Here is an 18,105-nt window from a genome sequence, read left to right as displayed (position 1 = left end):
TCCTCATGCGCGTGATCTTCACGTCTCGATCGCCGTGGACGTCACTCACGTAGGGTTCCCCGGGTGAACCGGTTCGACCTGCACGCCGAGCCGCCGCCCCTGCCGAAGCGGCTGACCGACCCCGTGCCCGTGATCCTCGCGGGCTCGGCGGTCTGGGCGGCGGTCGCCGTCGTGCTCGGCGTCCTGGCCGCGACGGGTGTACGGCCCCTCGACGTCTGGTTCGCCGCGACGCTCGTCGGCGTGGGTCTCGGCGTGGTGGGGCTCGCCGTGCTCGCCCTGCAGCGCCGCGCGCTGCGCCGTGGGGTCAAGGGCGCCCAGAAACTGTAGTGGCGCTCGCTGTCGTGGTGGTCGCTGTCGTGGCGGTCGCTGTCGCGAGGCCCGGAGCCCCGGCGCGGCGCCGGTACTCGCTGGGGCTGACGCCGCGGGTCCGCTTGAACGCCGCGCTGAACCCGAACGCGTCGGAGTAGCCGACGGCGTGGGCGACCTCGGTGAGCGTCGCCGACTCCTGCTCGACCAGCCGGTCGGCGGCGAGCGTCATGCGCCAGCGGGTGAGGTAGGTCAGGGGCGGTTCGCCCACGAGGTCGGCGAAGCGCTTCGCGAGGGTGGCCCGCGAGACGCCGGCGCGCCCGGCCAGCGAGGAGACCGTCCACGCCGCCGCGGGCTCGGCGTGCAGCAGGCGCAGCGCGTCGCCGACCACCGGGTCGCGCTGGGCGGCGTACCAGGCCGGGGGCTCGCCGCCGGGCCGGTCGAACCACGTGCGGATCGAGCACACGAGCAGCCAGTCGAGGAGCCGGTCGAGCACCACCTGCTGGCCGGGGGTGTCGGTGGCGACCTCGGCGGCGAGGTGCTCCAGCACGGGGTCGCCCTCGCCCCCGGAGTCGACGCGCAGCACGGTCGGCAGGGCGTCGAGCAGCCGCCGGCTGATCTCGCCGCGCACCGGGTAGGCGCCGACGATGAGCGTGGTCGCTCCCGTGGCCTCGGTGTCCCCCGGGTCGTGCCACCCGCGCCGGTGCCGCGTGCCGCCCTCCTCGGGCGCCGAGCAGAACTCCCCGCACGCGACCGGCGTCGCCCGGGTGCCGACCTCGTCGACGAAGGTGAACGTCCCCGGCCCGCGCACGATGACGGTGTCGCCGGGACGCAGCGGCTCGGGCGGGTGGCCCTCCGCCACGACCCAGCCCCCGCCCCCGAGGACGGCGCACAACGTCAGCGGCGCGCCGTCCACGAAGTGCAGGGACCAGGGCGGGGTCAGGGTCGAGCTGCCGAACAGCGAGCCCTGCGCCCGCACCCCGCGGATCATGTCGCCGAACGCGTCCACACCGCCAGATTAGACGAACGCACAGGCGATCGGGCGCTTCACCTATGGCGACGTCTACCGCCGCGGCGTTGACTCGTCGCCATGACCACGGACACCACCCTCGTCCTCGGCGCCACCGGCAAGACCGGCCGGCGGGTCGCCGCCCGCCTGCGACTGCGCGGCGTCCCGGTGCGCGCCGCCTCGCGCTCCAGTGGGACCCGCTTCGACTGGTCCGACCCCGCCGGCTGGGACGCCACCCTGCGCGGCGTCACCGCGGTGTACGTCGTGCCGCCATCGGTGCCCGGGCCCGTGCACGCGTTCGTGGCGCGGGCGGAGGCCGCCGGCGTGCAGCGCCTGGTCCTGCTCTCCGGGCACGGCGCCGACACCTGGGGCGACTCCCCGTTCGGCCGCGACATGCGCTCGGCCGAGGACGCCGTCCGCGCCTCGGCGCTGGAGTGGACCGTGCTGCGCCCGGCCAACTTCGCGCAGAACTTCGACGAGGAGCTCTGGCACGCCCCGCTGCTCGCCGGCGAGCTGGCCCTCCCGGCCGGGCCCGTCGGCGAGCCGTTCATCGACCTCGAGGACGTCGCCGACGCCGCGGCCGCGGTGCTCACCGAGCCCGGACGCCACGCCGGGCGCACCTACGAGCTCACCGGGCCGCGCTCGATCACCTTCGGCGAGGCCGTCGACCTGATCTCCCGGGCCACCGGGCGTCCCCTGCTCTACCAGCAGATCTCGCCCGCCGAGTACACCGCGGCGCTGGTCGAGCAGGGCGTGGGCGAGGACGACGCCCACCACCTCGCCGAGATGTTCGTGCTCATGGAGCGGGGCCTCATCGCCGGGACGACCGACGTGCTCGCCGGGCTCCTGCGCCGCGCGCCCCGGACGTTCGAGGACTACGTCCTGCGCACCGCCGTGACGGGGGCGTGGGGACGGTGAGTGACGGACCGAGCGACGAGCACCTGACCCCCGACGACCTCGCCTTCCTCGCCCGTCCCCTGCTCGGGTTCCTGACGACGGCCGCGGGCCCGGCACCGCCGCCGTCGCGACCGGTGTGGTTCGAGGCCACCCCGGACGGGACCGTCCAGCTCTTCACGGGCCCGGACACCCGGAAGATCCGGCGCCTGCGACGCGACCCGCGCGCCGCGCTGATCGTCGCCGCGCCGGCCGACGAGCGGGAGCGCTGGGTGTCCGTCGCCGGCCGCGCGACGATCGAGACCGGCGGGGCGCACGACCTCGCCGCCCGCCTGGCCGCGCGCTACTGGGACCTCGACGACCCCGTCCGGGCGGCGGACCTCGCCGGGATCCTCGCCGAGGACCAGGTCCGCGTCGTCCTGCACCCCGAGGAGGTCCGCCGCGTCACGTTCTGACGCCGCACCTCCTGGTCAGACCGGGGCGTGGGCCCGGAAGGCGTCGACGTGGTCGCGCGCCCAGTCCGCGAACGTGCGGGGCGGGCGCCCGGTCACCTCCCGCACGGTGTCCACCGGGATCGAGCCGATCGGCGGCGGGTCGTTCTCCAGGGCGATCGTGAACTCGACCGCCTCGGGCGGCAGGCCCGCGGCGACGAGGTCGGCGCGGGCCTCCTCCTCGGACAGTCGGGTGAGCGTCACGGGCCGCCCGAGCGCGTCCGACACGGCGGCGAGCTTCTGCTCGAGCGTCACCGCCTCGCCACCCGTGAGCACGTACCGCCGGCCGGTGGGCGCCGCCCCGGTGAGCACCGCGAGCGCGACCGCGGCGATGTCCGCCTCGTGCACCGCGGCGCTGGTGCGCCCGCCGTCGTAGACCCGCACCTCGCCGTCGGCGCGGATCGCGTCGGCGTGGTCGAGCGTGTTGGCCATGAACTCGACCGGACTGAGCAACGCCCACGGGACACCGGCCGCGTCGAGGGCCGGCTCGAGCGTGCTGGTGTCCCAGCCGCCGAGGACGCTCACCGGGCCGACGCCCGCCGCGCGCAGCGCCGCCACGATCTCCGGTCCGTTCTCCAGCGCCGCGTAGCCGTCGCCGCCGAAGGTGATCAGGTGGGCGGCCACGACGCCGTCGAGTGCGCGGGTGAGATCCGCGGCGTCCGTGATGTCGCCGCGCACGACCTCGGCGGCGGCCGGGAGCGCGGCGCGCCGCGGGTCGCGGCTGAGCGCGCGCACCGCGTGCCCCGCCGCGAGCAGCTGGGTCACCAGGGACCGCCCCACCGTGCCGCTCGCGCCCGTCACCAGGATCGTCATCTCGGGTCCTCCTCGTCGCTGTCGCTGACGAGAGCGATCCTCGCGAGAGGGGCGGACAGCGCCGGTCCGCGCCTCAGGACGACAGGGCGGCGATGAGCCCGCGCACCGGGTCGTCGGCGTGCACGGCGCCGGCGTCGTCGACCCACGCGGTCGGGGTGTACTCGACGGGGGCGCCGCCGCGGTCGTCGTCGACGACGAGGACGCGCAGGCGGTCGTGGAGCACCAGCACGCCCTCGGGCAACGGGCGGCCCAGCGCCGCCGCCCAGGCGACGGCCGCCGGCATCTGCTCCCACGGCACGGGGCGGCCGCCCTCGCGCACCGTCACGCGCACCCGCTCGGAGGCCGGCGCCAGATCGAGCAGGTCGGCGAGCACCGCGGGGTCGCCCGTGCCGGGCAGCACCAGCGCCGCGGGCGGGAGCACCGCGACGAGCTGGGCGCGGTCGAGGACCGCGGGGGCACGGCGCGTCCCGGAGCGGCGTCCCGGACACCGCCGTCGGCGGTGCGGACGCGGTCCGGAGGGTCGACGTCGGCGACGGCGACCCGGCCGGCGGCGACGGCCTCGGCCAGCGCGGCGTGCGCGGCGGCCGCACGCGCCGGGGGCACGGTGCGGGCGGAGTCGGCGAGGCGGGCGAGCAGGTCGGCCGCATCCTCGGCGCACCGCACCCGGGCCTCGGTCCGGACCCCGACGGCGGCGAGGAACGCCGGGTCCAGGCGGGCCGCGACGTCGTCGGGCACCGGGTCGTAGAGCCCCTCCACCGCGGTGGCCCCGGGCAGGCGCCAGGCCGTCGGTGGCTGGCCGGCCAGGCGCCCGTGACGCCCGAGCCACCACGCCGTGTACGGCCAGGGCCCGGTGTCGCCGGCGGCCTCGACGGGGCGGGCGCCGCCGAGGGCCTCGCGGACCTCGCGGTCGGCGGCGAGCACGGGCCACGCGGCGTCCCAGCGGTCGTCGGCGACGAGCTCGAGGTCCCGGACGGCGACCAGGGGTCCCGGGTCGGGGCCGTCGCCCCCGTGGTCGGCGGCAGGGTCGACCTCCTCGGCCCACCACGTCTCCTCGTCGTCGAGGTCGTGGTCGGGGCCCGCGGGGGCGTCGTCGCGCAGGACGGCGAACCCGTCGAGCACGCCGACCGCGATCAGCGCGTGGCGCGGGTGCGCGCCCGCGACCGCCGGGTCGAGCACCCCGAGCGGGCCGTCGGGGTCGACCAGCCCGCGCAGCAGGCCCTCGGGCAGGACGAGCTCGTCGGCGCGGCGGTACCCGCCCGCGGTGTCGCGCAGGGCCAGGGCACCGAGGTCCCGCTCGCCGTGGCCGTCGGCGACCAGGTCCAGCACCAGCGCGGCGAGCGCGTCGAGCCGCGCGCGCCCGTCGGCGTCGGGACCCTCCTCCGCGTCGTCCACGGAGCGGTCGACGGCCTCGCGCAGTGCCGGGTCGGCGAGCAGCGCGGGTCCTTCGAGGGGCGCGCGCCGAGGGCCACCAGCAGCTCGCGGGCCGCCGGGTCGTCGTCGAGGCCGGGGCGGCCACGCGCAGCCCCGGGATCGCGGCCACGGCGAGGCGGGCGGCGAGCGCGTCATCGCCGCCGGTCAGCAGGACCCCGCGCGCGCCGGCGACCACCCGGCCGTCGGCCAGCGGCACCGGCAGGCCCGCGATCTCCGCCCGCGTCCCGGGCGCGGCGAGCCCGGGCAGGGCGGCGAGATCCGCGAGGATGCCGCGCCACCACGGCACCGGCCGGTCCAGCCCCGTGAGCGCATCCACCAGCGCCGCCGGACCCACGCGGGCGACGCCGACCGCGGCCAGGGCGGCCGCGTGCCGGGGGCGCCGAGGCGGGCGTCGACGAGCCCCGGCAGGACGTCCGCGAGCCGCTCCGCGAGCGCGGCGAGGACCTCGGGTGGGCCGGCGGGGTCGAGGTCGAGCACCTGCGCGCCGGCGGGCGGGAGGTCCACGCCGCCGGACGCGGGCGGCAGCCACGGGGCGGTCCGCAGCGCGCCGAGCACCGCGTCGCGCAGGGTCGCGTCGACCGCCGACGCGGGCAGCGCGGGCGCGGGGACGAGGGCGGGACGCCCCTCGGCGGGCCGGGCCCGCACGAGGTCGGGGTAGCGGGCGGCGGCCGCGGCGAGGACGTGCTCGGTGACCGGGCCGTCGCGCACGTGGCGACGGTCGGGGTCGAGCGGCACGGTGGCCAGCAGCCGGGCCGGCAGCGTGGTGCGCTCGTCGGTGGGGGTCGGCGCGTGCAGGACGTCCGGACGCTCGGGCCCGGCGAGCGCCCCGTCCCCGGGCAGCGCCCAGGTGGCCCGCCAGACCGTGCGGGCGCGGTCCTCGACGGCGAGGCCGGCGAGCAGTGCGGACGGCACCTCGCCCTCGGCGCGCACGACGTACCACCGCCGTGTGCCGACGCGGACGGTGTCGCCCTCCCCGTCCCCGGTCTCATCCGTGCGCCGCACGACCCCGTCGGGCAGGTCGACCGCCGCCAACGAGGGCAGGGCGAGCAGGAGGTCGGGCGCCTGCGCCGCCGCGACGACCACGAGGTCGTCGGCGTCGATTCCGGCGCGCAGCGGCAGCCGGACCTCCGTGTCGGCGCCCGGCGGGAGCTCCGCCTCGTCGGGCCCGGTGGGCCACACCAGCCGCAGGGCCGGCGCCGCGCCGTCCCGGCGCGCCAGCTCGTCGGCGAGGCCCGCCGCTCCGGTGTCGGCGACGGCGCGCGCCGTGCGGGCGCGGTCGAAGACGACGCCCCCGGCACGGGTGACGACCCGGGGCGCGTCGCTGATCGCCGTCACCGCCGCGAAGCCGACCCCGAAGCGCCCGACACCCCGGACCCGCGCTTGGCCGACGCGCGCAGCGAGGCCAGGCCCGCGACGCCGTCGGCGTCCAGCGGCGCGCCCGCGTTCGCGACGTGCAGGACGCCGTCGACCGCCCGCACCCGCAGGACCGTGGTGAACCCGGCGCGCTCGGCGGCGTCGGCGGCGTTCTGCGCCAGCTCGACGAACCAGCGGTCGCGGTAGCCCCCACGCAGGAGGTCCTCCTCCGCGTTGGCGTCCTCGCGGAAGCGCGCCGGGGAGGCGCTCCAGGCGTCGAGCACCGCGCGCCGCAGCGAGGCGGTGTCGAACGGGTCGGCGTCGAACGGGTCGGCGGAGCCCAGGGCGGCCGTGTCCCCGGTCGGCATCGGTCTAGCTACGCGATCCGGCGGGCTCGGAGTCCATCTCGACGCCGTCGTCGTAGACGAGGTCCGCGACCGCGATGATCGATCCGCTGTCGACCTGCAGCTCGGAGTGCCCGCCGCAGCCGTACTCGGCGTGCACCACGTGACCGTCGGCCGGGACGTTGCCGTTGCCGCACACCCCGAAGGCGGCGCGCAGCGAGCCGGCGACGGGGAGATAGAACCCGCAGGTCCCGCAGTGCGCCGACGCCGCGCGGGCCATGTCGGCGCCCGGCCCGAAGTCGCCGTCGGACCAGCGCACCGCCGCGTCCAGACGCCCCTCGCGGCTCATCACGCGGGGGCGACCCATGCCGAGCTCGTCGCCGACCTCGCGGACACCGGGGCCCGGCACGACCTCGTCGTCGGGGAGGTCCTCGTCGTCGTCGAGCACCGCGTGGGCGGGGACGAGACGCTCGTCGTCCTCCTCGACCGGCAGCAGGTCGCCGGGGCCGAGGTCCTCGGCACGCATCCTCTCGTTCCACGGCACCCAGCTCGGCGCGACCACGGACTCGGGCCCGGGCAGCAGCACGACCTCGCTGACGTTGACGTCGCCCTCGGGGCCGGCGACGGTGACGGCCCAGTACCAGCCGCGGTAGCCGGGCTTGTGGGCCGCGAAGTAGTGGGTCGCGGCGTCGGGGACGTCCTCGCCGCGCACCGCGACGACCTCGCCGACCTGGTCGGCGTCGCCGTCGGCGGTCTCGACGGCCGCGACGCGCGCGAGATCGCCCGCGGCGGCCAGGTGGGCGGCCACGGGTGTCTCCGCCGGGTCGGCGGTGTCGTGGGTGTCGTGCGTGTCGGCGGCGGACGTCGGGTCGGCGAGCTCGGGGACCACGTCGTCGATTGTGCCCGTCACCCGGCGGTGCGCGAGAGGCGGGCGACGTTGTCGGGCGTTCCGCAGCCCGGCGGGCAGGGATAGCTGAAGCGGTAGGTCAGGGTGTCGCCGCTGAGGGTGAGGGTCGCGGTGCCCGACGGGACGCAGGAGCCGGCGTTGGTCTCGGCGGTCATGGCGATCGTGACCACCTGCCCCGCGGCGCCGGTGAGGGCGCCCGCGAACGAGCAGCCCGCGGTGGGCAGGGCGACGGTCGCCACCCGCGAGCCGACGTCGCCGTCGCGCAGCGAGACCTGCACCGTCGCGCCGGTCGTCTCCGACCCGGTGCCCTGCCACCCGCCCTGCATCGACGCCGGCACGCCCGCGACGCCGGAGTCGCCGCCGGGGCTCGACTGGGGCGGGGACGTCGCCGGGGCCGCCGTCGGGGCTGTCGGTGTCGTGGGGGCCGCCGTGGGGGTCGTCGGCGTCCCGGATCCCGGGGAGAAGACCACGAACGCCAGGACCGCCACGGCGACGAGGAGCGCCGCGACCAGCGCCACGAGCACCCCGCGCACACCCCGGACCGGGGGCGGTGGAGGGAGCGGCGGAGGGGACGACACCGCCGTCGGGGGCCGAGCGGGCCCCGGAGACCAGGGCATCGCCGTCGGCACGTCCGACTGCGGGGCGGGCACCGGCGCGGGCGCCGGCACCGACCGCCCGGCGAGCGCGTCGCGGGCCGCCGCGGCCAGGGCGCCGGCGGACGGGTGGCGGTGGGCGGGGTCCTTGGCCATCCCCCGGGCGACGACCTCGTCGAGGCCCGGCGGCACGGGGGCGCGGGCGCTGGGGCGTGGCGGCGGACTGAACAGGTGGGCGCGCATCACCGAGACCGCGGTGTCCGCGACGAAGGGCCGCACGCCGGTGAGCGCCTCGTGCAGCACGCAGGCCAGGGCGTAGACGTCGGCGCCGCGGTCCGGCGGCGCGCCGTCGAAGCGCTCCGGCGCCATGTAGTCGAGGGTGCCGATCGCCGCGCCGGTGGTCGTGAGGGAGGTGTGGTCCTCGTGCACCGAGCGCGCGATGCCGAAGTCGACGAGGTAGACGAAGTCCGAGGCCGTGACCAGGACGTTCGACGGCTTGACGTCGCGGTGGACGAGGCCGGCGGCGTGCGCGTCGTCGAGCGCCTCGGCCACCTGGGAGACCAGGGCGACCGCGCGGCCCGGCTCCAGCGGGCGCCGGCCACCGCGCTCGAGGACCCGGGCCAGGTCGACGCCCGCGACGAGGCGCATGTCGAGGAACAGCCGGCCGTCGATCTCGCCGAAGTCGTGCAGCGGGATGACGTGCGGGTCCTGCAGCTGCGCCGCGGCGTGCGCCTCGCGGCGGAAGCGCTCGCGGAACACCTCGTCGTCCGCGAGGTGGTCGGCCAGCAGCTTGAGGGCGACGGTCCGGCGGCGACGGGTGTCGAACGCGCGGTACACGGTGCCCATGCCGCCGCGGCCGAGCTCGTCCTCGATCCGGTAGGGCCCGAACTCCACCCCGTCCCCCTCCCGCCACGCCCGGTCGTCCCGCGGTCACCGAGGGTGTCCCGGTCGGCGGCCCGGTCGGTCATCATGGACCCGTGACCGGACCGTTCCGGCGCCCGCCCGGCGACGACCCGCGCCACCGGCCGACGCCCACCCCGCCGCCGGGGTCCGGGCACCATCCGTACGGTCCCCCGCCGCCGCGCCGGCCCGGGCGGCTGCCCCCACCGCCCGCCAGACCCGCCCGTTCCCGGAGGAGCCCGGCAGGGCCCGGATCCTCGCGACACCCCGGCCGGGCCCCCGACGGCGAGTCCCCCGACGACGACCCCGGTCCCCGCAAGATCACGGTCACGCGGGTCGCGGCCTGGCGGGCCCGGCGGCTGACCCAGCGGGGCGCCCAGGCGTTCCACCGCGCCGCGTCCGCCGACGGCGCCGACCGCTCCGGGCTCACCGCCCTGACCTACGCCTGGATGGCGAACTACGCCTCCGACGCGGCGCTCGCCGTCGCGCTGGCCAACACCCTGTTCTTCTCGGCCGCCAGCGCCGAGAGCAAGGGCAAGGTCGCGCTCTACCTGCTCATCACCGTCGCCCCGTTCGCGCTCGTCGCCCCGGTCATCGGCCCGGCGCTCGACCGGCTGCAGCAGGGCCGTCGCGCGGCGATGGCGGCGTCCACGGCCGGGCAGGGCGTGCTCGCCGTCGTGCTCGCGCTGTGGATGGACACCTGGGTGCTCTACCCGGCGGCACTCGGGATCATGGTGCTGTCGAAGTCGTTCGGCGTGCTCAAGGCGGCCGTGACCCCGCGCGTGCTCCCGCCCGGCATCACGCTCGTGACCACCAACTCCCGGCTCACGGTCTTCGGGCTGATCGCGTCCGGGGTCGCCGGGGCGGTCGCCGCCGGGATCGCCTGGCTCTTCGGCTCGCCCGGCGCCGCGTGGCTCACCGCGGTGATCTGCCTGGCCGCGGTGTGGCTCTGCCTGCGGATCCCGGCGTGGGTGGAGGTCACCGAGGGCGAGGTGCCGACGACGCTGCTGCCGATCCCCGGGCGGGAGCCCGAGCCCCGCCGCGCGCGGATGGGCCGCGACGTCGTCACCGCCCTCTGGGCGAACGGCACGATCCGCAGCCTCACCGGCTTCCTCATGCTGTTCTCGGCGTTCGTGGTCAAGAACGAGACCCCGGGTGCGCCGGGCGACCAGCTGATCCTGCTCGGCGTGGTCGGCGCCGCCGCCGGGGCGGGCGGGTTCCTCGGCAACTTCGTCGGGGCCCGACAACGCTTCGATCGCCCGCAGATCCTCATCATCGTCAGCCTCGTGCTCGCCCTCGCGGCCGTCGTCGTCGCCGCGTGGATCACCGGACTCACGACCGCCGCCGTCGCCGCGCTCGTGGCCGCGACGACCAGCGCGCTGCTCAAGGTGTGCCTCGACGCCGTCGTCCAGCGCGACGTGCCCGAGGCGAGCCGCGCGTCGGCGTTCGGCCGCTCCGAGACGATCCTGCAGCTCTCGTGGGTGTTCGGCGGCGCGCTCGGCGTGCTGCTGCCGCCGACGTGGTGGATCGGGTTCACCGTGATCGCGGTCGTCGTGGCCCTCGGTACCGTGCAGACCGTGCTGATCAGCAGGGGTTCGTCGATGCTGCCGCGGAGACGGAGCGCAGGCGGAGTCGACCCCGACGACGGGGTGGGGCGGTGAGGGCGCTCTCCCGTCGCACCCAGGTGCTGATCGGGGTGGCGGTCCTGGTCGTCGTCGCGGTCGTGGTCGTCCTCGTCGTGCGCGCCACCGCCGGGCCGTCCTCCCCCGGCGACGTCGTCTTCGGTGCGGGCGGGGTGCGCGTGGAGGTCGGGGCCAGCCAGTTCTGCGACGTCCAGGTCACCGACTGCGGCTCCGATCCCGAGGCCGCCGGCGTCCTGCGGGTCCCGCCGAACACCCCGCTGACCGTGACCGTCCCCGAGGAGGTCGCGAGCACCCCGTGGCAGGTCGCGTTCACCTTCCGCGACACCGCCGGGGCGGTCCAGCAGGGCCGCAGCCCCGTCTTCGCGCCCGGCACGACCCCGAACTTCACGCTCGTCCTGCCCGCCGCGGCGGATCAGCTCCAGAGTGCCGAGGTCCAGCAGTACGGTGCGCGCATCAGCCAGGGGCCGAACGGCCTCGAGTTCGCGACGCGGACCACGTGGGTACTGAGCATCGACGACCGATGACGTAGCGGGCGAGGCCACCCGGTCCAGGGACGACCCAACGAGTGGCCCTCGGCTGTTTCATCCGTCCGGCCCTGTGCTGGCAGGATGATGGTCGAGAACGTCTGCCTGCACAGGCGGTTCTCGGGGGGAGCAGTTCACATGGTCAGGCCCAGCACTGTCACGATCCGCCGCCGAGCGCCGCGCGTGCTCGCCACGCTGGGCGTCCTCGTCGCCGCCGTCCTGGCGCTCTCGACGGTCACCACGGCCCCGAGCGCCGACGCCGCGACCGTCCTCGGCCAGTTCCGCAACGCCGCCGGACGCTGCCTGGAGAACCTCAACAACGCGACGACGGCGAACAACAAGATCCAGATCAACGCCTGCGGGACCGCGACCAACCAGGCGCAGCAGTTCAGCCGCTGGACCGTCGACGAGTCGATCAGGACGCCGGCCGGGCGGTGCCTCGGCACCCTCAACAACGCGACCGCGGCCGGCACCTCGGTGGTGCTGCAGGCGTGCAACCCGGCCCTGCAGACCCAGCACTGGGTGGTGCGCACCGACGGGCTGGTGGTCAACCGGCAGGCCGTCCGCTGCCTCGCCCCGCTCAACAACTCGGCGACGAGCGGCACGCGCATGGTGATCGCGACGTGCACCACGTCGACCGCGATGCGCTGGAGCGTCCCGGCGGCCTCGACGCCGACCGTCCCGCCCACCACGACCACCACGCGTCCGACGACGACCACGACGACGACCACCACCACCGTCCCGCCGACGACCACCACCACCACGACGCCGCCCCCGGCCGGGCGCGACCCGATCCGCCAGCCGTTCGCGTCGAACTCGATCTGGAACATGCCGATCGGCAGCGGCGCGGTCTACCGGCCGGCGAACCTGCCGGCGCTCCCCGGGGGCAGCACCGGCGCCCGCGTGCCGCAGGTCGACGACGAGCCGCTGGTGCTGACACCCACGGCGCCGCTGACCCCGATCCTGGCGAGCCCCGGCGGGTGGGGCGGCAACCGGTGCGTCACCAACCCGACGACGCTCGCCACCGTCCCGATCCCGGCGAACTACGTGCTGCCCAGCGACAACAAGAACCAGAGCGCCGCGTTCCTCGCCGCCGACGGGCGCACGGTCGTGCACACCCAGCCCCTGGCCCGGTGCGCGGCGGGCGGCCCGGCGACGAGCTACGTGCGCACCGCCGACCAGGACATCTACGGCCCCGGCGTCCTCGGCTCGCACGGCGGCTCGGGCATGAGTGCGCTCGGCGGCTCGATCCGCGTCGGCGAGCTCCGGCCGGGCAGCGAGGGCCCGCGCCACGCCCTGAAGATCAACCTGTACGCCAAGGGCGAGCTCGCCCAGTGTGCGACGCGCGCCGAGTGCTTCCGCTGGCCGGCCGTGAAGTCCGACAGCTACGCGGTCGGCTGGTACGGCGCGAACGGCGGCAACACCAACACCGCGATGCGCATGGGCGCGCTGCTCGCCATCCCGCCGTCGGTGAACATCGCGAACATGGGCCTGACCACCGTGCCCGGGCGCCAGATCGCCTGGACGCTGCAGAACTACGGCGCCTACGTCGTCGACGACACCTACGGCCCCTCCTTCGCGCTCAACGCCGAGAACGGACCGGGCGGCAACACCCGCACGCAGTTCCGCAGCGACTACGGGCAGGACTTCGAGGTCTACGCCAGCTCGCCGAACGCCTGGAGCCGCGACATCCAGCGCATCCGCCAGGCGCTCCAGGTCGTCGACAACAACGGCCCGTCGTCCGTCGGCGGGGGTGGCACGCCGCGCCAGCCGCTGCTGCCCGAGCTCGTCGAGCCGCTGCTCTCCATCCCGCCGACGGTCCCGACCCCGCCGGCGACGACCGAGACCAGCGCCCCCGGGCCCGTCACCTCGACCCCGGCCGTCCCGGCCAACTGACGCCGCCGGATAGAGCAGAGGCGTTGACCCGACGACGACACGTCGCTGGTCAGCGCCTCGGTTCCACCATCAGCGTCACTCCTTCGGCCCTTCCCGTGACAGTTCTGTTACTGAACGCTGTCGCGACTGCCGGAGCCTTGGGGGGACCGACTCGTGACGACACCGACCACTCCTTCGTCCGTCCGCGGCCAACGGCACGCGCGGCGCTCGCTCGCCGCGTCCGCCGTGCTCGCCGCCGTCCTCGCGGTCGTCTCCGTCGTGGTGGCACCGTCGGCGGTGGCCGACACCGTCCTCGGCCAGTTCCGGAACGCCGCCGACCGGTGCCTCGAGAACCCGAACAGCGCGACGGCGCCGGGCAGCCGCCTCACGGTGAACACCTGCGGACCCACCACGGCGGCGGCCCAGCAGTTCAGCCGCTGGTCGGACGGGTCGATCCGGACCCCGGCGAGCCTGTGCCTGGACACCGCGGGCGGCGGGTCGGGCAACAACACCGCCGTCGTCCTCGCGGCCTGCAGCACCACGTCGACGACGCAGCGGTGGTCGGTCCGCACCGACGGGACGATCCTCAACCAGAAGGCGAACCGGTGCCTCGCACCGCAGAACAACGGCGCCACGCCCGGCACCGCGGTGGTCATCACCGGGTGCTCGACGGCGACGGGGCAGCGCTGGACCGTCCCGGCCGTCTCCACGCCCACGACCACCACGACGACCCCGCCGCCGACCACCACGACCACCACGACCACCACGGTCCCGCCGACCACCACCACGACGGTGCCGCCGACGACGACCACCACCCCGCCCCCGACCGGCGGGCGTGACCCGCTGGCCCAGCCGTTCGCGTCGACCTCGATCTGGAACATGCCGATCGGCAGCGGCGCCGTGTACGTGCCCGCGAACCTGCCCGCCCTGCCCGGTGGCTCCACGGGCGCGCGGATCCCCCAGATCGACGACGAGCCGATCGTGCTCACCCCGACCGCGCCGCTGACCCCGATCCGGGCGAGCTCCGGCGGGTGGGGCGGGGACCGGTGCAAGCTCCAGCAGACCACCCTCGCCACCGTGCCGATCCCGGCGAGCTACGTGCTGCCCAGCAACAACAAGAACGAGAGCGCGTCGTTCCTCGCCGCCGACGGCCGGACGGTGGTCTCGACCCAGCCGCTGGCGCGCTGCGCCGCCGGCGGGCCTGCGTCGAGCTACGTGCGGTACCCCGACCAGGACATCTACGGTCCCGGCATCCAAGGCTCCCACGGCGGATCGGGCATGAGCGGGCTCGGCGGCTCGATCCGTGTCGGCGAGCTGCGGCCCGGCACCACCGAGGGCCCCCGGCACACCCTCAAGATCAACCTGTACGCCCGCGCCGAGCTGGCCCAGTGCGCGACGCGCCCCGAGTGCTTCCGCTGGCCGGCCGTGAAGTCCGACAGCTACGCGGTCGGCTGGTACGGCTCGGTCGGCGGCAACACCAACACCGCGATGCGCATGGGGTCGCTGCTCGCCATCCCGCCGACCGTGGACATCGCGTCGCTCGGCCTGACCACCGAGCCCGGGCGCCAGATCGCGTGGACGCTCCAGAACTACGGCGCCTACGTCGTCGACGACACCTACGGCCCGTCGTTCGCCCTCAACGCCGAGAACGGCCCGGGCGGCAACACCCGCACGCAGTTCCGCAACGACTACGGCATGGACTTCGAGGTCTACGCCAGCTCCGCGAACGCCTGGAGCCGCGACCTGCAGCGGCTCCGCCAGGCCCTCGCCGCCGTCGACAACAACTCCCCCACCAGCGTCGGCGGAGGAGGCACGCCGCGCCAGCCGCTGCTGCCGGAGCTGGTGGTGCCGGGCGCGGCCGCGGCGCCGACCTCGGCGACACCTCCGGCGACCACCGAGACCAGCGCGCCGATCCCCGTCACCTCGACCCCGGCGGTCCCGGCCAACTGAGGGGCCTCCGGCCCACGTGAGTGTTCTGGGTCGTCAGGACGACCCAGAACACTCACGTGGGTTCACCCCTCGAGCTCCCGGGCCACCGCGCGCACGACCTCGGCCAGCTGCTTGGTGTGGCGGCGGTCCGGGTAGCGGCCGCGGCGCAGGTCGGGCTGGACCCGGGCCTCCAGGACCTTGATCATGTCGTCGATGAGGCCGTGGAGCTCGTCGGGCGAGCGGCGGGCGGCCTCGGCCACCGAGGGCAAGGGGTCGACGAGGCGGACCTGCAACGCCTGCGGCCCGCGCCGGCCCTCGGCGATGCCGAACTCGACGCGCTGCCCGGACTTGAGCGCCTCCACCTCACGCGGGAGCGCCCCCTTGGGCACGTAGACGTCGGCCCCGCCCTCCTGGGTGAGGAAGCCGAAGCCCTTCTCGGCGTCGTACCACTTGACCTTGCCGGTCGGCACCGTCGTCTCCCGTTCTCTGCGCTGAGCCTGCTCACGACGAAGAAGCGCCCCGGCGACCGCCGGAGCGCTGACGTCCAGCTTATCCCCGCCCGGGTACCGCGATTCGGCTGAGCGGACGCCTCCCGAGCGAGGACGTCAGGCCGTCGGGCTGCTCGCGAGGCCGAGGAGCTCGACGGACTCGGCGCGCATCTCGACCTTGCGGACCTTGCCCGTGACGGTCATCGGGAACTCGTCGACGACCCGGACGTAGCGCGGGATCTTGTAGTGGGCGAGGCGGCCCGAGGAGAACTCCCGGAGCGACTCGGCGGTGAGGGGCTCGGTGTTCGGCTTCTGGCGCACCCACGCCATGAGCTCCTCGCCGTAGCGCTCGTCGGGGACCCCGATGACCTGCGCGTCGATGATGTCGGGGTGCGTGTAGAGGAACTCCTCGATCTCGCGCGGGTAGATGTTCTCCCCACCACGGATGACCATGTCCTTGATCCGGCCGGTGATGTTGATGTAGCCCTCGTCGTCCATGACGCCGAGGTCGCCGGTGTGCATCCAGCGGGCGCGGTCGATCACCTCGGCGGTCTTCTCGGGCTGCTCCCAGTAGCCGAGCATCACCGAGTACCCGCGGGTGCACAGCTCGCCGGGCTCCCCGCGCGGCACGGTGCGCCCGGTCTCCGGGTCGACGATCTTCGACTCGAGGTGGGGCATGGTGCGCCCGACCGTCGACACCCGCCGGTCCAGCGAGTCGTCGGTGCGGGTCTGGGTCGAGACGGGGCTGGTCTCGGTCATCCCGTAGGAGATCGCGACCTCGCTCATGCCCATCCGCTCGACCACCTGCTTCATCACCTCGATGGGGCACGGCGAGCCGGCCATGATCCCCGTGCGCAGGCTGGTGAGGTCGTAGGACTCGAAGTCCTCCAGGCCCAGCTCGGCGATGAACATCGTCGGCACGCCGTAGAGCGAGGTGCAGCGCTCCTGCGCGACCGCCTCGAGCGTGAGCGTGGGGTCGAAGCCGGGCGCCGGGATGACCATCGTCGCCCCGGAGCTCGTGCAGGCGAGGTTGCCCATGACCATGCCGAAGCAGTGGTAGAAGGGCACCGGGATGCACACGCGGTCGGCGTCGGAGTAGCCGATCAGCTGCCCGACGAAGAAGCCGTTGTTGAGGATGTTGTGGTGCGAGAGCGTCGCGCCCTTGGGGAAGCCCGTCGTCCCGGACGTGTACTGGATGTTGATCGGATCGTCCGGGGTCAGCTCCGCCTGCACGGCGCGCACGCGCGCGACGTCCCCGGAACGGTCGAACAGACCCGTCCACTCCTCGGAGTCGATGATCACGACGCGCTGCAGGGCCGGGCGGTCGCCGCGGACCTCCTCGATCATCGCGGCGTAGTCCGAGCTCTTGAAGCTGCGCGCGGCCACCAGCAGCGACACCCCGGCCTGGTCGAGCACGAACGCCAGCTCGTGGGTGCGGTACGCCGGGTTGATGTTGACCAGGATCGCGCCGATCTTGGCGGTGGCGTACTGCAGCAGCGTCCATGGCGCGCAGTTCGGCGCCCAGATGCCCACCCGGTCGCCGACGGCCACCCCGAGCTCGAGCAGGCCCAGCGCCAGCGCGTCGACCTCCGCCACGAACTCCGCCCACGTGTACCGCTCGCCGCGGGTGCGGTCGACCAGGGCCTCGGCGTCCGGGCGAGCGCCCGCCGTGCGGTCGAGGTTGTCGCCGATCGTGTCCCCGAGCAGGGGGATGTCGGAGATCCCCGACGTGTAGCTGGGCACGAGGGGCTGGGCGGGCGCCGTCACGTCGACCTCCGGGAGCGAACATTGTGGTCCCGGCCACGATGTCACGCCGACGCGTCGATCGTCACCGGCTGATCCCCGGCCCGACGACGTCGCCGGACCGCGATGAGTTCCGGCCCCGGCGACCGTCCACCTCCCGAGTGACCCCGACCCGAGAGGCAGGCCCCCATGCGAGCCGCCCAGCGCCGCTACATCGACGAGTTCCTGCCCCACGTGGCGGCGGAGCGCCGCGACCTCGCCGACCAGCTCGAGACCCTCGACGACGCCGCCTGGGCGACCCCGTCGCTCTGCGGGACGTGGACCGCGCACGACGTCCTCGCGCACCTGACCTTCTCGGTCGAGGAGAAGACGCTGCCCCTGCTCGTCGAGGTCGCCCGGGCCCGCGGCGACATGAACGCCGTGTTCGACCGGGAGGCCCGCGAGCGCGCCGCCGCCATGAGTCCGGCGGCGCTGCTCGCGCGGCTGCGGGCCACCGCCGAGGACCCGCACCGGCTGGGGCTCAGCGGACCCACCGACCCGCTGGACGACGTCCTGGTCCACGGCCAGGACATCACCCGCCCCCTCGGCCTCGTGCGGCCGATGCCCGTCGAGCGGGTGCTGCTCGTGATCGACGCCTGCTGGGGCAGCCCGGTGTGGGGCACGAAGAAGCGGTTCGCGGGCGTCCGCGCGGTCGCGACCGACGCCGACTGGGCGCGGGGCGAGGGCCCCGAGGTGCGGGGGCCGATCGGCGAGCTGCTGCTCGTCGCCACCGGCCGCCCGGCGGGGCTGGACGCGCTCTCGGGCCCCGGCACCGCCGAGATCGCCCGGCGGACCGCGCCGAGCCCGCTGCGCTCGTAGTCCC

Annotated in this window: 18 protein-coding genes; 8 read left to right on the top strand and 10 right to left on the bottom strand. The window is 75.6% G+C overall.

The window, feature by feature from the left end:
* Nucleotides 1-63: 63 nt before the first annotated feature.
* Nucleotides 64-327, top strand: a complete 264-nt coding sequence (locus ACQPYN_RS05765) for a DUF2530 domain-containing protein (RefSeq protein WP_274192636.1) — start codon at nt 64-66, stop codon at nt 325-327.
* Here the strand turns inward: ACQPYN_RS05765 and ACQPYN_RS05760 are convergent.
* Nucleotides 305-1,315 carry an AraC family transcriptional regulator gene (locus tag ACQPYN_RS05760; protein ID WP_433034509.1) on the bottom strand — a complete coding sequence of 337 codons (1,011 nt, stop codon included), beginning with the start codon at nt 1,313-1,315 and terminating at the stop codon, nt 305-307. The genes ACQPYN_RS05765 and ACQPYN_RS05760 overlap by 23 nt on opposite strands.
* A gap of 81 nt (nt 1,316-1,396) precedes the next feature.
* Between ACQPYN_RS05760 and ACQPYN_RS05755 the strand changes: the two genes are divergently transcribed.
* Nucleotides 1,397-2,233 (top strand): NAD(P)H-binding protein, encoded by an 837-nt coding sequence (locus ACQPYN_RS05755; protein WP_433034507.1) that lies wholly within the window; start codon nt 1,397-1,399, stop codon nt 2,231-2,233.
* The gene (locus ACQPYN_RS05750; protein ID WP_433034504.1) at nt 2,230-2,664 is read left to right on the top strand and encodes a pyridoxamine 5'-phosphate oxidase family protein; all 435 of its coding nucleotides are present in this window, start codon (nt 2,230-2,232) and stop codon (nt 2,662-2,664) included. The genes ACQPYN_RS05755 and ACQPYN_RS05750 overlap by 4 nt, the downstream gene beginning before the upstream one ends.
* 15 nt (nt 2,665-2,679) lie before the next feature.
* Here ACQPYN_RS05750 and ACQPYN_RS05745 read toward each other — a convergent pair whose 3' ends face one another.
* From ACQPYN_RS05745 to ACQPYN_RS05715, 7 genes are all read right to left on the bottom strand, one after another.
* A complete protein-coding gene (locus tag ACQPYN_RS05745; RefSeq protein WP_433034502.1) occupies nt 2,680-3,513 on the bottom strand; it encodes an NAD(P)H-binding protein in 834 nt (277 codons plus the stop codon).
* A gap of 73 nt (nt 3,514-3,586) precedes the next feature.
* The gene (locus ACQPYN_RS05740; RefSeq protein ID WP_433034500.1) at nt 3,587-3,886 is read right to left on the bottom strand and encodes a hypothetical protein; all 300 of its coding nucleotides are present in this window, start codon (nt 3,884-3,886) and stop codon (nt 3,587-3,589) included.
* The gene (locus ACQPYN_RS05735; protein WP_433034498.1) at nt 3,835-4,905 is read right to left on the bottom strand and encodes a hypothetical protein; all 1,071 of its coding nucleotides are present in this window, start codon (nt 4,903-4,905) and stop codon (nt 3,835-3,837) included. The genes ACQPYN_RS05740 and ACQPYN_RS05735 overlap by 52 nt, the downstream gene beginning before the upstream one ends.
* A 183-nt stretch (nt 4,906-5,088) precedes the next feature.
* Nucleotides 5,089-6,279: a hypothetical protein gene (locus ACQPYN_RS05730; RefSeq protein ID WP_433034496.1), complete on the bottom strand. Its 1,191-nt coding sequence runs from the start codon at nt 6,277-6,279 to the stop codon at nt 5,089-5,091.
* Nucleotides 6,276-6,665, bottom strand: coding sequence for a hypothetical protein (locus ACQPYN_RS05725; protein WP_433034494.1), 390 nt, complete (start codon nt 6,663-6,665; stop codon nt 6,276-6,278). The genes ACQPYN_RS05730 and ACQPYN_RS05725 overlap by 4 nt, the downstream gene beginning before the upstream one ends.
* Before the next feature lie 4 nt (nt 6,666-6,669).
* On the bottom strand, nt 6,670-7,530 hold the full coding sequence (locus ACQPYN_RS05720) for a DUF3027 domain-containing protein (RefSeq protein WP_433034492.1): 861 nt from the start codon (nt 7,528-7,530) through the stop codon (nt 6,670-6,672).
* 17 nt (nt 7,531-7,547) lie between these two features.
* Nucleotides 7,548-9,035, bottom strand: coding sequence for a serine/threonine-protein kinase (locus tag ACQPYN_RS05715; protein WP_433034490.1), 1,488 nt, complete (start codon nt 9,033-9,035; stop codon nt 7,548-7,550).
* Nucleotides 9,036-9,118: 83 nt separating this feature from the next.
* Here ACQPYN_RS05715 and ACQPYN_RS05710 point away from each other — a divergent pair, with 83 nt between their 5' ends.
* The 4 genes from ACQPYN_RS05710 to ACQPYN_RS05695 all read left to right on the top strand — a co-directional run bounded on the left by ACQPYN_RS05710 (nt 9,119) and on the right by ACQPYN_RS05695 (nt 15,033).
* Nucleotides 9,119-10,702: an MFS transporter gene (locus ACQPYN_RS05710; protein ID WP_433034488.1), complete on the top strand. Its 1,584-nt coding sequence runs from the start codon at nt 9,119-9,121 to the stop codon at nt 10,700-10,702.
* Nucleotides 10,699-11,208, top strand: coding sequence for a DUF2771 family protein (locus ACQPYN_RS05705; protein ID WP_433034486.1), 510 nt, complete (start codon nt 10,699-10,701; stop codon nt 11,206-11,208). The genes ACQPYN_RS05710 and ACQPYN_RS05705 overlap by 4 nt, the downstream gene beginning before the upstream one ends.
* Nucleotides 11,209-11,346: 138 nt before the next feature.
* Complete coding sequence (locus ACQPYN_RS05700) at nt 11,347-13,104, top strand: ricin-type beta-trefoil lectin domain protein (RefSeq protein WP_433034484.1); 1,758 nt, start codon at nt 11,347-11,349, stop codon at nt 13,102-13,104.
* 153 nt (nt 13,105-13,257) lie between these two features.
* A complete protein-coding gene (locus ACQPYN_RS05695) occupies nt 13,258-15,033 on the top strand; it encodes a ricin-type beta-trefoil lectin domain protein (RefSeq protein WP_433034482.1) in 1,776 nt (591 codons plus the stop codon).
* A 62-nt stretch (nt 15,034-15,095) separates the two neighbouring features.
* Here ACQPYN_RS05695 and ACQPYN_RS05690 read toward each other — a convergent pair whose 3' ends face one another.
* The gene (locus ACQPYN_RS05690) at nt 15,096-15,482 is read right to left on the bottom strand and encodes a cold-shock protein (protein ID WP_274192625.1); all 387 of its coding nucleotides are present in this window, start codon (nt 15,480-15,482) and stop codon (nt 15,096-15,098) included.
* A gap of 135 nt (nt 15,483-15,617) precedes the next feature.
* Complete coding sequence (locus ACQPYN_RS05685) at nt 15,618-17,267, bottom strand: AMP-binding protein (RefSeq protein ID WP_433034479.1); 1,650 nt, start codon at nt 17,265-17,267, stop codon at nt 15,618-15,620.
* 165 nt (nt 17,268-17,432) lie between these two features.
* Between ACQPYN_RS05685 and ACQPYN_RS05680 the strand changes: the two genes are divergently transcribed.
* The gene (locus ACQPYN_RS05680; protein WP_433034477.1) at nt 17,433-18,101 is read left to right on the top strand and encodes a maleylpyruvate isomerase family mycothiol-dependent enzyme; all 669 of its coding nucleotides are present in this window, start codon (nt 17,433-17,435) and stop codon (nt 18,099-18,101) included.
* Nucleotides 18,102-18,105 lie beyond the last annotated feature (4 nt).

It is taken from the genome of Actinomycetospora sp. CA-053990 (assembly GCF_050948445.1).
In the GTDB taxonomy this organism is placed as follows: domain Bacteria; phylum Actinomycetota; class Actinomycetes; order Mycobacteriales; family Pseudonocardiaceae; genus Actinomycetospora; species Actinomycetospora callitridis.
The sequence above is the reverse complement of the archived record's forward strand: the minus strand, read 5'-3'. Positions and strand labels throughout refer to the sequence as shown.